General features: G+C 72.2%; 12 protein-coding genes. 3 read left to right on the top strand and 9 right to left on the bottom strand.

Annotation, left to right across the window (positions count from 1 at the left end):
* Positions 1 to 44 precede the first annotated feature (44 nt).
* Both HUV60_RS20410 and HUV60_RS20405 read right to left on the bottom strand, forming a co-directional pair.
* Positions 45 to 1,316, bottom strand: a complete 1,272-nt coding sequence (locus tag HUV60_RS20410) for an ATP-binding protein (protein WP_257848690.1) — start codon at positions 1,314 to 1,316, stop codon at positions 45 to 47.
* A gap of 42 nt (positions 1,317 to 1,358) precedes the next feature.
* On the bottom strand, positions 1,359 to 2,036 hold the full coding sequence (locus HUV60_RS20405) for a response regulator transcription factor (RefSeq protein WP_257848689.1): 678 nt from the start codon (positions 2,034 to 2,036) through the stop codon (positions 1,359 to 1,361).
* Between the two features lie 536 nt (positions 2,037 to 2,572).
* On the opposite strand from HUV60_RS20405, the gene HUV60_RS20400 reads away from it, so the two are divergent.
* Positions 2,573 to 4,069: an oligopeptide:H+ symporter gene (locus tag HUV60_RS20400; RefSeq protein ID WP_257848688.1), complete on the top strand. Its 1,497-nt coding sequence runs from the start codon at positions 2,573 to 2,575 to the stop codon at positions 4,067 to 4,069.
* Between the two features lie 183 nt (positions 4,070 to 4,252).
* Here HUV60_RS20400 and HUV60_RS20395 read toward each other — a convergent pair whose 3' ends face one another.
* From HUV60_RS20395 to HUV60_RS20385, 3 genes are all read right to left on the bottom strand, one after another.
* Positions 4,253 to 4,426: a hypothetical protein gene (locus tag HUV60_RS20395; protein WP_257848687.1), complete on the bottom strand. Its 174-nt coding sequence runs from the start codon at positions 4,424 to 4,426 to the stop codon at positions 4,253 to 4,255.
* 158 nt (positions 4,427 to 4,584) lie between these two features.
* Complete coding sequence (locus HUV60_RS20390) at positions 4,585 to 5,178, bottom strand: ATP-binding protein (protein ID WP_257848686.1); 594 nt, start codon at positions 5,176 to 5,178, stop codon at positions 4,585 to 4,587.
* Positions 5,179 to 5,486: 308 nt separating this feature from the next.
* Complete coding sequence (locus tag HUV60_RS20385) at positions 5,487 to 5,864, bottom strand: STAS domain-containing protein (RefSeq protein ID WP_257848685.1); 378 nt, start codon at positions 5,862 to 5,864, stop codon at positions 5,487 to 5,489.
* A gap of 251 nt (positions 5,865 to 6,115) precedes the next feature.
* Between HUV60_RS20385 and HUV60_RS20380 the strand changes: the two genes are divergently transcribed.
* Positions 6,116 to 7,033 carry an RNA polymerase sigma factor SigF gene (locus tag HUV60_RS20380; RefSeq protein ID WP_257848684.1) on the top strand — a complete coding sequence of 306 codons (918 nt, stop codon included), beginning with the start codon at positions 6,116 to 6,118 and terminating at the stop codon, positions 7,031 to 7,033.
* Between the two features lie 233 nt (positions 7,034 to 7,266).
* On the opposite strand, the gene hutI is transcribed toward HUV60_RS20380, so the two are convergent.
* The 4 genes from hutI to hutU all read right to left on the bottom strand — a co-directional run bounded on the left by hutI (position 7,267) and on the right by hutU (position 12,978).
* Positions 7,267 to 8,442 (bottom strand): imidazolonepropionase, encoded by a 1,176-nt coding sequence (gene hutI, locus HUV60_RS20375; RefSeq protein ID WP_257848683.1) that lies wholly within the window; start codon positions 8,440 to 8,442, stop codon positions 7,267 to 7,269.
* A gap of 80 nt (positions 8,443 to 8,522) precedes the next feature.
* On the bottom strand, positions 8,523 to 9,938 hold the full coding sequence (locus tag HUV60_RS20370; RefSeq protein ID WP_257850178.1) for a formimidoylglutamate deiminase: 1,416 nt from the start codon (positions 9,936 to 9,938) through the stop codon (positions 8,523 to 8,525).
* A 47-nt stretch (positions 9,939 to 9,985) separates the two neighbouring features.
* Positions 9,986 to 11,236 carry an allantoate amidohydrolase gene (locus HUV60_RS20365; RefSeq protein ID WP_257850177.1) on the bottom strand — a complete coding sequence of 417 codons (1,251 nt, stop codon included), beginning with the start codon at positions 11,234 to 11,236 and terminating at the stop codon, positions 9,986 to 9,988.
* A gap of 41 nt (positions 11,237 to 11,277) precedes the next feature.
* Entirely contained in the window at positions 11,278 to 12,978 is a 1,701-nt protein-coding gene (gene hutU, locus HUV60_RS20360; protein ID WP_257848682.1) for a urocanate hydratase, read from the bottom strand.
* Positions 12,979 to 13,116: 138 nt separating this feature from the next.
* Between hutU and HUV60_RS20355 the strand changes: the two genes are divergently transcribed.
* Positions 13,117 to 14,556, top strand: a complete 1,440-nt coding sequence (locus tag HUV60_RS20355) for a diaminopimelate decarboxylase (protein ID WP_257848681.1) — start codon at positions 13,117 to 13,119, stop codon at positions 14,554 to 14,556.
* Positions 14,557 to 14,564: the final 8 nt, after the last annotated feature.

Raw genomic sequence — 14,564 nt, 5'->3', positions numbered from 1 at the left:
CGGGCCCGGGCCGGTGCCGGTACGTGCGCCGGCTTCCTCCCTGCTCAGCGCACCGTGTGGCGGTTGTCGTCCCGGGATTTCTGCGGCGGGGTGCGGGACAGGAACAGGCCGAAGACCGCGGGCTTCGCCTGGAGCATCTCCAGGCGACCGCCGTCCGCCTCGGCGAGGTCGCGGGCGACCGCGAGGCCGATGCCGGTGGAGTTGTGGCCGCTGATCGCGCGCTCGAAGATGCGGGCGCCCAGGTCGGTGGGGACTCCCGGTCCCTCGTCCGTGACCTCGATGACGACCTGGTTCCCGGTGACCCGGGTGCGCAGGGCGACCGTGCCGCCCCCGTGCATGAGGGAGTTCTCGATCAGCGCGGCCAGCACCTGGGCGACAGCGCCCGGCGTGCCGACGGCCCGTAGGTGCCGCTTGCCGGAGGTGACGATCGCGCGGCCGGCGCTGCGGTAGGCGGGGCGCCACTCCGCGAGCTGCTGCTGGATCACCTCGTCCAGGTCGAAAGTGACGGCCGAACCGGTCCGCGGGTCGCGGGAGTTGGTCAGCAGCCGCTCCACCACGTCCGTCAGCCGCTCCACCTGCGCCAGCGCGATCGTCGCCTCGTCCTTCACCGTCTCGGGGTCGTCGGTGAGAGTGATCTCCTCCAGCCGCATGGACAGCGCGGTGAGCGGGGTGCGCAGCTGGTGGGAGGCGTCGGCGGCCAGGCGCCGCTCGGCGGTCAGCATGCGGGCGATGCGCTCGGCGGAGGAGTCCAGTACGTCCGCGACCCGGTCCAGCTCGGGGACGCCGTACCGCCGGTGGCGGGGGCGCGGGTCGCCCGAGCCGAGGCGCTCGGCGGTCTCCGCGAGGTCGGTCAGCGGGGAGGCGAGCCGGTTGGCCTGGCGGACCGCCAGCAGTACCGCCGCGATCACCGCCAGCAACGCCACCAGTCCGATGATCAGCAGCGTGCGGCCGACCTCCCGGGTCACCGAGGAGCTCGGCTCCTGGACGGTGACCGTCTCGCCCTCCTCGCCGGACGCCGAGGCACCGATGACCTCGCCCTGCGGCTTCTCCCCGATCTCGACGGGCTCCCTGCCGGGCAGGCGGACGACGACGTAGCGGTCCTCGGTGACCTGGTCCCTGAGGACCCCGGCGGTGACCTTCTCCTCGAGGAGCAGCCTGCTGTCGACGATGCTGGCGAGCCGTACCGCCTCGGACTCGACCCGCTCCCTGGCGCTTTCGGTGATCGTACGGGTCTCCACGATCACCAGGGACACGCCGAACACGGCGATCACGACGAGCACCACGGCGAGTGTGGACTGGATCAGTCGGCGGCGCATGTCCTCATATCCGAACCGGCGGAATCACGACGTACAGGGGGGTCAGCTCTTCTCGAAGCGGAATCCCACGCCCCGCACGGTCGCGATGTAGCGGGGGTTGGCCGCATCGTCGCCGAGTTTCTTGCGCAGCCAGGAGATGTGCATGTCGAGGGTCTTGGTGGACGACCACCAGGTGGTGTCCCAGACCTCGCGCATCAGCTGGTCGCGGGTGACGACCCGGCCCGCGTCCCGGACCAGGACCCGCAGCAGGTCGAACTCCTTTGCGGTGAGCTGGAGTTCCTCCTCGCCCATCCATGCCCGGTGCGACTCGACGTCGATGCGCACCCCGTGCGTCGCCGGCGGCTGCTGCGGTTCGGCGGCGCCGCGCCGCAGCAGGGCCCGCACCCGGGCGAGCAGTTCGGCGAGCCTGAACGGCTTGGTGACGTAGTCGTCGGCACCGGCGTCCAGACCGACGACGGTGTCGACCTCGTCGGCGCGCGCGGTAAGGATCAGGATCGGGACCGCGTGACCGTCGGAACGCAGCCGACGGGCGACCTCCAGGCCGTCCATGCCCGGCAGTCCGAGGTCCAGCACCACCAGGTCGATGCTGCCCTGCAGGCCTGCGTCGAGCGCGCTGGGTCCGTCCTCACGCACCTCCACCTCGTACCCCTCCCGGCGCAGGGCGCGGGCCAGGGGCTCCGAGATGGACGCGTCGTCCTCGGCGAGCAGTACACGGGTCATGGACTGATGGTAGTCCCGTACCGACACGGCCCGGGGTGTGATCACCTGCACCGGTTCTTACCCGGAGCACACCGGATTCTCACGCCGGTACCCGCGTGCCGCACCTGGAGGTGTGGGGTGCGATCGTGGAAAGAACCTTCGAACGGGTGACCAGAGCTCCCCGAAACCTGTGATCCCTGTCTCATGTCCTTCCATTTCGGTCACCGTCCTGCCGTATGGTGAATCAACGCCTGTTGCACCACGGGGACCTTCGGCGCATGTGATGCCGAAGGTCCCCGTCCGTGTGCGGGCCGGTCCTGTGCCGGCCTCTCCCGGCCGACTCCCGCCGGCCCCGGAAGGAACGACCTGCGGCCGGGCCTCGGTGCGCATGGACGCGCGGAGAGGCGTGGATCCCGGTGGTCGCCGTCCGCCGCTCCGTGATCCGGGGCGGACTCCCCAGGGGCGTGGGGGTGGACGGTGGGGCCCGCCGGTGCCGGCCAGCCCCCACCGGGCGCGTACACACTCACGCGACGCGTCCCGACCCACAAGGAACGACCATGGCGTCCAGCCTGACGAAGGACTCGGTCCCGCCGGGAACCCCCGGCTCCGGGAAGACCTTCTTCGGCCACCCCCGCGGACTGGCCACTCTCTTCATGACCGAGATGTGGGAGCGGTTCTCCTACTACGGCATGAGGGCTCTGCTCCCGCTGTACCTCGTCGCCCCGGGCGGCATGGGCCTGAACGCCGGTGCGGCGACGGCCATCTACTCGGTGTACCTGTCGCTGGTGTACCTGCTCACGATGCCGGGCGGCTGGTTCGGCGACCGGGTGCTGGGACCGCGCAAGACCGTCGCCGTCGCCGGCGCGGTCATCATGCTCGGCCACCTGACACTGGCCCTGCCGTCCGCCGGCACCTTCTACGCGGGTCTCGGCCTGGTCGCGATCGGCTCCGGCCTCCTCAAGGCCAACATCTCCACGATGGTCGGCCAGTTGTACGACGGTCCGGACGACCCGCGTCGCGACGGCGGCTTCACCGTCTTCTACATGGGCATCAACCTCGGCGCCTTCGCCGCGCCGCTGATCATCGGCACCGTCGGCGAGAGCGTCAACTGGCACCTGGGCTTCGCGCTCGCCGCCGTCGGCATGGGGCTGGGTGTGCTCCAGTTCCTGCTGGGCAGCCGTCACCTCGCCGCGCACTCCGGCGTCGTGCCCAAGCCCCTGTCCGCCGCGGAGAAGTCCACCACACTGCGCAAGGCCGCCCTCTGGGCCGGCATCGCCGTCGTCGCCTACGCCGTCATCGGCTTCTCCGGCACCTACACGCTGAACTGGATCCTGGTCCCGCTGACGCTGCTCGGCGTGATCGTCCCGGTGCTGGTGCTGGTGCGGATCAAGCGTGACCGGGACCTGGACCGGGACGAGCAGTCGAAGATGTCCGCGTACATCTGGTTCTTCGTGGCCGCGGCCGTGTTCTGGATGATCTACGACCAGGGCGGCTCGACCCTGTCGATCTTCGCCGACGCGTCGGCCGACAACAGCGTCCTCGGCTGGGAGTTCCCGGTCTCCTGGTACCAGTCGGTCAACCCGGTCCTGATCATGGCGCTGGCCCCGGTCTTCGCCTGGTTCTGGCTGGCACTGAACCGGCGCGGCAAGGAGCCCAGCACGATCGTGAAGTTCGGCTCCGGCCTGGTGCTGGTCGGCGCGTCCTTCTTCCTGTTCCTCGTTCCGCTGTCGATCGCCGAGGGCGGTCACAAGGCGGCGGCGGCCTGGCTGGTGGCGATCTACTTCACGCAGACCGTCGGTGAGCTGCTGCTCTCCCCGGTCGGCCTGTCGGTCACCACGAAGATGGCGCCCGCGAAGTACGCCTCGCAGATGATGGGTGTCTGGTTCCTGGCCGTCACCGCCGGTGACGCCACGACCGGCCTGCTCTCCCTCGCCGGTGTCGACCTGAACAGGCCGGGCGTCGTCGCGATGGAGGCTGCCCTCGCGGTGGTCGCCGGTGTCGCGGTGTGGAGGTACCGCAGCAAGGTCAAGGCACTGATGGGCAGCGTCCGCTGAGGCCATGACCCGGGCGGCTCACCACAGGCCGCGCCCATGGGCGGAGGGCCCCGCGTCCGCGTACGCCGACACACACGCGGACGCGGGGCCCTCCGGGCGGACTCGCCGTGGCGGGCGCGGGCGGACTCGCCGTGGCGGGCGCGGGCGGACTCGCCGTGGCGGGCGCGGGCGGACTCGCCGTGGTCACGAGGCGGGATCCGGAGCCCGCGCCGCGTCGGTGGCGGTGACGGTGGCGGCCCGGTTCGCGAGGACGACGCGGCCGTCGGCACGGTGGTCGGGGGCGTACGTGGCCCACCACGACCGGTCCCGCGCGGAGGACTTGTCCGGCGGACGGCCCGGGAGGCTGCTCCCTCCCACCCTTCCTGACGTCACATCGGGTTCGACGGCCCGCCGGGGTGCGCCGGGGGCCAGAAGAAGGAGGACACAGCGCGGGCCGGATCCGTGGGACTCCGGCGGGCGGTGGTGTGGGGGTGAGCGGCACCGCGGGGGGGGGCACCGCGGGGGGGCACCGCCGGTCAGGCGGGCGCCCCGAGTTCCGCCCACACGGTCTTGCCCGCGACGCCGGGGGTGCGTAGGACACCCCAGTCCAGACAGAGACGCTGCACGATAAACATGCCGTGCCCGCCGGGCCGCCCCGCCTGGTGCGGGGTACGCGGTGCCGGCTGACCGGTGCCGCGGTCGGTGACCTCGAGCCGGATCACCTTGTTGTCGCAAGCGATGCTCAACCGGTCCGGCCCTTCGGCGTGCAGGCACGCGTTGGTGACCAGTTCGGACACGACGAGCAGGACGTCCTCGGCGGCGGCCCTCCGGTCGGCGGCGGGCAGCCAGCCCCACGCGTGCAGGGCCTGGCGGGTGAAGTCGCGGGCGAGGGGAACGACACCGCTCTGGTCCTCGAAACTCAGCCGGCGGACCTTACGCCCTCCCCCCGACGAACCGGACAACCCCGATGCCTCCGGGACGGACGCCACGGTGGACTGCGCGGCCGACGGGGGCGAGGCCACGCCCCCGTCGGCCGCGCTCGCCGTCGGCGCGCTGCCCCCGGGTACCCCGGAGGCACCGCCGGGTTCCGGACCGCGGTCGCCCGGCAGGTGGGGCCGGGTGGTGCTCATCAGCGCTTCACCTCACCGATTCACCAGTTCACCATTCGAAAAAATCCGTACTCACTCGGTCACGCGGTGCGGGATCGCCCAGTTCTCGGCATCCCCGGGACCACAACAGCAGACACGTTCAGCTTTCCTTCTGCCCGAAGTGACCAAAGGAACACCCATACGTTCGCACAAGAGAGGCTCAACGATGAGGGAGTACCCGGAAAAGGGCTCGCGGGGAAACCCGGGGAGCGACGTGTCGCTCGACGCACCGGAGGGGGAACGCCCGCCCCCCGGACCCGCCGCGGGGCGGCACCGACCTGCCCGCGCGGTCATCCGGATTCGTCGGCCAGAGCCGCCTCGAGGCTGTCGTGGACGGTGAACACCGCGTCCGCTCCCGTGATCTCAAACACGCGCGCGACCACGGACTGCATTCCCGCGAGATGCACCCCGCCACCGGCCGCCTCGGCCTTCAACCTGGCACCGAGCAGCACATTGAGTCCGGTGGAGTCGCAGAACCCCAGGCCGGAGCAGTCGATGACAAGCCGCTTGAATCCCTTGGCGAGGCATTTCTCCAGTGGCTCGCGCAACAGATCGGCGGTGTGATGATCCAACTCACCCGCCGGGGCCACGACGACGCTGGGGCCCTCTTCCCGCACGTCGACCAGAAGCCGGCCCGACTGTGCACTGCCGACCGTCCCGCGGTCCATGCCGTCTCTCTCTCCCACCGGTCGTGGCTGCTACTGACGCTGTCGAACATTACGCCTTTCCGGCGCGCTTCGACAGCCGAACAATCGCCCCCAAACGGACATATGCCAACAGAACTTACTTGCGGTGAGCTTGTGAAAGCGGGTAGGGCTAGGAGGGACACGTACTCGACACGGCCGGCTTTGGAGGCGCCGCACACCGCAGTGCACGTAACGGCATCGGCAGCCATAAGCCGAGAACGTTGGAGGACATCATGTCACCCCGGCTCGACGCATCGCCTGCCCAGGAAGCGACGTCGGCACTCCCTCCGGAACATCTGGTTCCCATCGAGCAGGACGACGTGGATGTCGTCCCGGACCACGATCTGCTCGTCGGACTCCCGGAGATCCCCCCTTTTGACGAGGTGGGCCCGGTCGACGCGCGGGCGTTGTCCAAGACCCTCTTCGAGCGGCTGGAGTCGCTGGAGGAAGGCACCCACGAGTATTCGTACGTACGCAACACGCTCGTCGAGCTGAACCTGGCCCTGGTCAAGTTCGCCGCCTCCCGCTTCCGCTCGCGCAGCGAGCCGATGGAAGACATCATCCAGGTCGGCACCGTCGGTCTGATCAAGGCGATCGACCGCTTCGAGCTTTCACGCGGTGTGGAGTTCCCCACCTTCGCGATGCCGACCATCATCGGTGAGATCAAGCGCTTCTTCCGTGACACCTCGTGGTCCGTGCGCGTACCGCGCCGGCTGCAGGAGCTGCGGCTCGACCTGGTCAAGGCCGGTGACGAGCTGGCCCAGCAACTCGACCGGTCCCCGACGGTGGGCGAACTGGCCGAGCGGCTGGGCATCTCCAAGGACGAGGTCGTCGAGGGCATGGCGGCGTCGAACGCCTACACCGCCTCCTCGCTCGACGCCCAGCCGGAGGAGGACGACTCCGAGGGCGCGCTGGCGGACCGGATCGGTTACGAGGACCACGGGCTCGAAGGAATCGAGTACGTCGAGTCGTTGAAGCCGCTGATCGCCGAACTGTCACCGCGCGACCGGAAGATCCTCTCGCTGCGCTTCGTGGCAGGCATGACCCAGTCGGAGATCGGCGAGGAACTGGGTATTTCACAGATGCACGTGTCACGCCTGCTGTCACGCACCCTGGTACGGCTGCGCAAGGGGCTGACCATCGAGGAATGACGGGCGGCCGCGTCCTGCACCCCGCACGGTCGACACAGGACACGGCCCGCACGGACGACTCGCACGGCATGCCCTGCACGTTGCGCCGCGCACTCCGCCGGCGCCGGACGCCCTCCCCGGGTGCCACCGGACACCGGCCGGGTACGGGGCGCAACGCGTTTCCCGCCGCCGGCCGCCGATCCGGGTGCGCGGAGGGGGAGGGGGGCGCGCGAAGGAGAGGGCTCGCGGACGGCTCAGAGTGCGCGGACGCCTCGCCGCCACACGCCCGCGACCAGTGGGACACCGGGGCGGTAGGCCAGGTGGACGTGGCTCGGGGCGTCGAGGAGGACGAGGTCGGCACGGGCGCCGGGGGTGATGCGGCCGATGTCGGTGCGGCGCAGGGCCGCCGCACCGCCCGCGGTGGCCGACCAGAGCGCCTCGTCGGGCGTCATGCCCATGTCCCGCACGGCGAGGGCCACGCAGAACGGCACCGAGGACGTGAAGGACGACCCCGGGTTGCAGTCCGTGGACAGCGCGACGGTGACACCCGCGTCGAGCAGCCGGCGGGCGTCCGGCCAGGCGGCCCGGGTGGAGAACTCGGCGCCCGGCAGCAGGGTCGCGACCGTGCGGCTGTGGGCGAGGGCGTCCACGTCGGCGTCGGTGAGATGCGTGCAGTGGTCGGCACTGGCCGCGTCGAGTTCGACGGCGAGCTGCACGCCGGGGCCGTGGGAGAGCTGGTTGGCGTGGATGCGCGGGTGCAGGCCCCTGGCCCGACCGGCGGTGAGAACGGCGCGCGCCTGGTCGCCGTCGAAGGCGCCCCGCTCGCAGAAGACGTCGATCCAGCGGGCGTGCGGCGCGCAGGCGTCCAACATCTTCCCGGTGACCAGGTCCACGTAGCCGGCCGGGTCGTCGGCGTACTCGGGGGCAGGGATGTGGGCGCCGAGGTAGGTGACCTCGTCGGTGTGGCGGGCGGCCAGCCGCAGCGCGCGGGCCTCGTCCTCGGTGGTCAGGCCGTAGCCGGACTTGGTTTCGATGGTCGTGGTGCCCTGCCGCAGCGCCTCGGCGAGGAAACGCGTCAGGTTCGCCTCGAGTTCCGCGTCGCTCGCGGCCCGGGTGGCGGCGACGGTGGTGCGGATACCGCCCGCACGGTAGGGGCGGCCGGACATCCGGGCGTTGAACTCGTCGGTGCGGTCGCCCGCGAAGACCAGGTGGGAGTGCGAGTCGACGAAGCCCGGGACCACCGCCCGGCCTTCGGCGTCGACCCGGTTGTCGGTGGCGGGTGCTGTGTTCGATTCGCCGGTCCACACGACGCGGTCGCCGTCGATGACCACGGCCGCGTCCCGGACCAGCCCGAGAGGAGACGCTCCCCCTCCGCGGGAGGGATCGTTGGTGACCAGCGTGGCGATGTCGACGATGGCGGTGCTGCTCATGGCGTCCTCGTGGATGGCGGGGGCGGGTACGGGGCTGCGGTGGCCGGTCCTCGGACGCCCGGCGTTCCGGCCGGCGGCGTTCAGGACCTCAGTGCCTCGACAGCACGCGCGAGGGCGTGCGGCACATCGGGGACGAGGGTGTGCGTCCCGTCGCGTACGACGTGCCGTCCCGCCACGACCGTGTGCCGTACGTCGGCCGCTGTCGCGGCGAACACGGCGGTCTCGGCGCCGAGCCGGGGCCGTGGCCCCGCTGTTCTGACCGAGTCCAGGGTGAGGGTGGTCAGGTCGGCGGGGGCGCCGGGTTCGATGGTGCCCGCCCTGTCCCAGCCGAGGGCGGCGTGCCCGTCGGCGGTGGCGGCCCTGAGCAGGGCGTTCGCCGTCCAGTGACCACGGGTGCGGGTGCGCAGGCGCTCGTCCAGTTCCAGGGCGCGCGCCTCCTCCAGCAGGTCGATGACGGCGTGGCTGTCCGAGCCGAGGGAGAGCGGGGAGCCCCGGCGCTGCAGGGCGGCCGCGGGACCGATGCCGTCGGCGAGGTCGCGTTCGGTGGTGGGGCACATGCAGGTGCCGGTGCCACTGTCGCCGATGAGCGCGATGTCCTGGCCGGTGAGGTGGGTGCTGTGGATGCCCGTGGTGCGCGGCCCGAGCACGCCGTGGTCGGCGAGCAGGCGGGCCGGGGTGCGGCCGTGCGCCTCCTGGCAGGCCTCGTTCTCGGCGGTCTGCTCCGACAGATGCACGTGCAGCGGAACCCGCCGCTCCTGCGCCCAGCGGGCCACGGTCGCCAGCTCCCGGGCGGGCACGGCCCGTACGGAGTGGATGGCGGCACCGATCCGCGCGTGATCCTGTTCCTCGAGAAGGGAACAGCGTTCGGCCCAGGCCTCGGCCGTGCCGTCGGAGAAGCGGCGTTGGTGGGCGGTGGGCGGCTCGCCGAAGCCGGCGGACAGGTAGGCGGTGTCGAGGAGGGTGATGCGGATGCCGGCCTCGGCGGCGGCCATGACGAGGGCCTCGCCCATGGCGTTGGGGTCGGCGTACGGGGTGCCGCCGGGGGCGTGGTGCAGGTAGTGGAACTCGCCGACGGCGGTGATGCCGGCGAGCGCCATCTCCGCGTACACGGCGCGTGCGAGCCGGTGGTAGGTCTCGGGGGTCAGTCGGTCGGCGACCGAGTACATCACCTCGCGCCAGGTCCAGAAGGTGCCGACGCCGGCCTGGACGGTGCCGCGCAGAGCGCGGTGGAAGGCGTGCGAGTGGGCGTTGGCCAGCCCGGGGAGGGTCAGACCGCGCAGGATCTCGGCCCCGGGGGGCGGGGCGGGGACGTCCGTGGTGACGGCGGTGATGCGGCCGTCACCACGGACGTCGCCGGCGCCGCGGACACCGACGGTCACGGTCACGCCCGGCTCGACCCGGTCGCCGAGCCAGGCGTGCTCCAGCCAGTACGTCCGCCCGGTGGCCGTGGGGGACGGCGGGGTGGAGGCGGCGGGGACAGCGGTCGTGGTGGCCATGCCCGTCGGGCCGGCCGTGGCGCTCGCCGTGGTGCCGCTGTCCTGTGTCACCCGCACACCAGTCCCTCCAGTACGTCGGCGAGTGCGGCCGCCCCGGCCAGGCAGTCGTCCTCGGCCGCGTACTCGGCGGGGGAGTGCGAGACGCCCGTGGGGTTGCGCACGAACAGCATGGCGGTCGGAATGCTCGCGGAGAGGATCCCGGCGTCGTGTCCGGCGCCCGTGCCGAGGACGGGGATCCGGGCCGGTGTCTGCCCGTCGTCCGCCTCCCGGCCCAGGATGCGGGCGAGTTCGTCGCGCAGGGCGTGGTCGAAGTCGACGACGGGTGTGCGGGACTCGCGGACCACGTCCAGGTCCACGCCGTGGGCAGCGGCGTGGTCGCGGGCCGCCTTCTCCACCCCGGCGACCACAATGTCCAGACTCATCTGGTCGGCGGCACGGGAGTCGAGCCAGCCGCGTACCAGGGAGGGGATGGCGTTGACGCCGTTCGGCTCGACGGCGATCTTGCCGAAGGTGGCGACGGCACCGGCGAGTTCGGCCTCGCGGCGGGCGGCGAGGACGGTCTCGGCGTAGGGCAGCATGGGGTCGCGGCGGTCGGCGAGGCGGGTGGTGCCGGCGTGGTTGGCCTCGCCGCGGAAGTCGAACCGCCAGCGGCCGTGCGGCCAGATGGCACTGGCGATGCCGACCCGGTCGCCGGACAGGTCGAGGGCACGGCCCTGTTCGACGTGCAGTTCGACGAAGGCGCCGATGCGGGCGAGTCGTTCGGGGTCGGCGCCGATGGCGTCGGGGTCGTGTCCGGCGGCCTCCATCGCCCGGGGCAGGGTGATCCCGTCGCCGTCGGTGAGGCGGTGCGCCCGGTCGCGGGTGAGCTGTCCGGCGGTGAGCCGCGAGCCGACGCAGGCAAGCCCGAAGCGGGCGCCCTCCTCGTCACCGAAGTTGACGACGCCCAGGGGGCGGGGGAAAGGGTCCCGGTCCCGGATTCGCCGCCGGGTGCCCTCCTCCTCTCTCCGGCGCAGTTCGTCGAGGGCCGCGAAGGCGGAGACCACGCCGAGGGGGCCGTCGAAGGCTCCGCCGTCCGGCACGGAGTCCAGGTGGGACCCGGTGACGACGGCGTCCCCGTCGGCGGGGTCCCCGAGCCAGGCCCACTGGTTCCCGTTCCGGTCCACGTCGAGCCGCAGTCCACGCCGTTCCGCCTGCGCGGCGAACCAGTCCCGGCATTCGGCGTCGGCACCGGTCCAGGCATGGCGCCGGTAGCCGCCGGAGCCGGGGTGGCGGCCGAGAGGGAGCAGCTCACGCCACATCTCCTGGAAGGTGGGGGGCGCGGAGGGCTCGGAGGGCTCGGTCACGCTCCCTCACCCTCGCGCCCCTCGCGCCCCTCGCGCATCGGTACCCGTACGCCCCGCTCCGAGGCGACCGAGTCCGCGAGTTCGTAACCGGCGTCCACGTGGCGGACGACGCCCATGCCGGGGTCGTTGGTCAGGACCCGCCGGATCTTCTCGCCGGCGAGCTTCGTGCCGTCGGCGACCGTCACCTGGCCCGCGTGCAGGGAGCGGCCCATGCCGACGCCGCCGCCGTGGTGGACGGAGACCCAGGAAGCCCCGGACGCCACGTTCACCATGGCGTTGAGCAGCGGCCAGTCGGCGATCGCGTCGGAGCCGTCGAGCATGTTCTCGGTCTCGCGGTACGGGGAGGCGACGGAGCCGCAGTCGAGGTGGTCGCGGCCGATGACGACGGGGGCCGACAGTTCCCCGGAGGCGACCATGTCGTTGAACCGCTCGCCTGCCCTGTCCCGCTCGCCGTATCCGAGCCAGCAGATGCGCGCGGGCAGGCCCTGGAAGCGGACCCGCTCCCCGGCCAGGCGCATCCAGCGGGTGAGGGACGCGTGCTGCGGTGACTCGGCCTCGGGAAAGAGGTCGAGGACGGCCCGGTCGGTCTTCGCGATGTCGGCGGGGTCGCCGGACAGGGCGGCCCAGCGGAAGGGGCCCCTGCCCTCGCAGAACAGCGGGCGGATGTAGGCGGGGACGAAGCCGGGGAAGGCGAAGGCCCGTTCGTATCCAGCGGTTTGAGCCTCGCCCCGGAGGGAGTTGCCGTAGTCGAAGACCTCGGCCCCGGCGTCCATGAAGCCGACCATCGCCTCGACGTGCCGGGCCATGGACTGGCGGGCGCGGGCGGTGAAACCGGCCGGGTCCTTGGCGGCGGCGTCGGCCATGTCCTCGAAGGCGACTCCGGTGGGCAGGTAGGCCAGCGGGTCGTGGGCGGAGGTCTGGTCGGTGACGATGTCGACGGGGACGCTCATGGCGAGCAGCTGCGGGACCGCGTCGGCAGCGTTGCCGAGGACGCCGACGGACAGCGGGCGGCGGGCGTCACGGGCCTCGGTGGCCAGGCGGAGGGCGTGGTCGAGGGAGTCGGCCTTCACGTCCAGGTAGCGGTGTTCGATCCGGCGGTCGATGGCGCGCGGGTCGCAGTCGACGCAGATCGCGACGCCGTCGTTCATGGTGACGGCGAGCGGCTGGGCGCCGCCCATGCCGCCCAGCCCCGCGGTCAGGGTGATGGTCCCGGCGAGGGTGCCGCCGAACTTCTTCGCGGCGACGGCGGCGAACGTCTCGTAGGTGCCCTGGAGGATGCCCTGGGTGCCGATGTAGATCCAGGAGCCGGCGGTCATCTGCCCGTACATGGTCAGACCGAGGGCTTCCAGGCGGCGGAACTCCTCCCAGTTGGCCCAGTCGCCGACGAGGTTGGAGTTGGCGATGAGGACGCGTGGGGCCCATTCGTGGGTCTGCATGACGCCGACGGGGCGGCCGGACTGGACGAGCATCGTCTCGTCCTGCTTGAGGGTTCTCAGGGTGTGGACCATGGCGTCGAAGGAGCGCCAGTCGCGGGCCGCCTTGCCGGTGCCGCCGTAGACGACGAGCCGGCCGGGGTGCTCGGCGACCTCGGGGTCGAGGTTGTTCTGCAGCATGCGCAGGGCGGCCTCCTGGGGCCAGCCCAGGGTGCTCATCTCCGTGCCGCGCGGGGCACGGACCGGCGGGCGGGGTTCTGACATGGTCTGCCTCCTGATGGCGGGCTCCCGCACTTACTGCAGTTATTCACACCTTCACAGAATGAATAGGGTCAGTCAATGCATGCGGCGGTGCCGGCACGGGGTGCCCGACGGTGCTTGGCTGAGGACATGGGCGCCGACATGAGCACGGGCACAGGCAGCGACAGGGACACGGGCACGGGAGACGACGGCGGGGCGCCGGAGACGGGCCGCGGCGAGCACGACGTGCGGGCGGCGGGGGCCGGGCGGGCGTCCCGGCGGGACGCGGCGGTGCGGGCCGCCGTGGTGCAGGGACTGCTCGGTCCCGGTCATCCTCTGGTGGCGCTGCTCGACGTCACGGGCATCCGGGAGTCGGCGGCCGAGCTGCGGGAGGCCTTCGCGGCGGTGACACCGTCCGGCACCCCCGTGCTGCACGCCTTCGCGGTGAAGGCGACCCCGCTGATACCGGTACTGCGGCTGCTGCGCACGGAGGGCATCGGGGCCGAGGTCGCCAGCTTCGGCGAGCTGGCCCTGGCGCGGGCGGCGGGGGTGCCGCCGGCGTGGACGGTGCTGGACTCGCCCGCCAAGACTCCGGCCGAGCTGCGGGAGGCACTGGCGCTGGGCATCGCCGTCAACGCGGACAATCCGCAGGAGCTGGCGCGCATCGACGCCCTGATGGCCGACTCCCCGACACGGCCGGCCGGTTTCCGCTCCCCCCTCGGCATCCGGGTGAACCCGCAGGTCGGCGGTGGCACCATCGAGGCGCTGGCCACCGCCACGGCGACCTCGAAGTTCGGTGTGGCACTGCGCGACGAGGGGGCGCGGGAATGGGTCGTGCGGACGTATCTCGACCGGCCGTGGCTGACCCGGCTGCACACGCACACCGGCTCCCAGGGCATCGCCCTGCCCCTGATGGCCAGGGGCGTGGCCCAGACGTACGCCCTGGCCGAGGAGATCAACCGGCGCGCGGGGCGACAGCAGGTCGACACCGTCGACATCGGTGGCGGGCTGCCGGTGAACTTCACCTCCGACGCGACCGATCCGACGTACGCGCGGTACGCGCGGCTGCTGGAGGAGACCGTGCCGGGGCTGTTCGACGGGCGGTACGGGCTGGTCACCGAGTTCGGACGGTCGCTGCTGGCGAAACACGGCACGGTCGTCGCCCGGGTGGAGTACGCCAAGAGCGCCGGGGGGCGTCCGGTCGCGGTGACGCACGCGGGCGTGCAGGTGGCCACACGGACGGTGTACGCCCCGGGGGCGTGGCCGCTCAGGATCGCCGCGTACGACGCCGAGGGGTGGCCGAAGGAGGGCCCGGCGGTGGTGCAGGACGTGGCGGGGCCGGCCTGCTTCGCGGGCGACCTGCTCGCCCGGGGGCAGCCGCTGCCGCTGCTGGAGCAGGGCGACCACGCGGCGGCGCTGGACACGGGCGCGTACTGCTTCGCCCACCACTACGGGTACAACTCACTTCCCCGCCCGGCCGTCCACGGCTTCACCGCCGCCGGCTCCGGGCAGGTCACGTTCGCGCTCGTGCGCCCGGCCCAGACCGTCGAGGAGATCGTGGCCGAATCGGGTGGTGCCCACCCCGACGCCCTGACCACCTGACCACCGGG

Origin of the sequence: Streptomyces sp. KMM 9044 (genome assembly GCF_024701375.2) — a bacterium.
In the GTDB taxonomy this organism is placed as follows: Bacteria; Actinomycetota; Actinomycetes; order Streptomycetales; family Streptomycetaceae; genus Streptomyces.
This window is presented reverse-complemented; position numbering and strand designations above follow the sequence as displayed.

Bases quoted from the DNA above. Each gene is read 5' to 3' on its own strand.
- HUV60_RS20355 (WP_257848681.1), top strand. From the start codon at position 13,117: ATGAGCACGGGCACAGGCAGCGACAGGGACACGGGCACGGGAGACGAC.
- HUV60_RS20390 (WP_257848686.1), bottom strand. From the start codon at position 5,178: ATGAGCACCACCCGGCCCCACCTGCCGGGCGACCGCGGTCCGGAACCC.
- HUV60_RS20405 (WP_257848689.1), bottom strand. From the start codon at position 2,036: ATGACCCGTGTACTGCTCGCCGAGGACGACGCGTCCATCTCGGAGCCC.
- HUV60_RS20380 (WP_257848684.1), top strand. From the start codon at position 6,116: ATGTCACCCCGGCTCGACGCATCGCCTGCCCAGGAAGCGACGTCGGCA.
- HUV60_RS20365 (WP_257850177.1), bottom strand. From the start codon at position 11,236: ATGTGGCGTGAGCTGCTCCCTCTCGGCCGCCACCCCGGCTCCGGCGGC.
- hutU (WP_257848682.1), bottom strand. From the start codon at position 12,978: ATGTCAGAACCCCGCCCGCCGGTCCGTGCCCCGCGCGGCACGGAGATG.
- HUV60_RS20385 (WP_257848685.1), bottom strand. From the start codon at position 5,864: ATGGACCGCGGGACGGTCGGCAGTGCACAGTCGGGCCGGCTTCTGGTC.
- HUV60_RS20410 (WP_257848690.1), bottom strand. From the start codon at position 1,316: ATGCGCCGCCGACTGATCCAGTCCACACTCGCCGTGGTGCTCGTCGTG.
- HUV60_RS20370 (WP_257850178.1), bottom strand. From the start codon at position 9,938: ATGGCCACCACGACCGCTGTCCCCGCCGCCTCCACCCCGCCGTCCCCC.
- HUV60_RS20400 (WP_257848688.1), top strand. From the start codon at position 2,573: ATGGCGTCCAGCCTGACGAAGGACTCGGTCCCGCCGGGAACCCCCGGC.
- hutI (WP_257848683.1), bottom strand. From the start codon at position 8,442: ATGAGCAGCACCGCCATCGTCGACATCGCCACGCTGGTCACCAACGAT.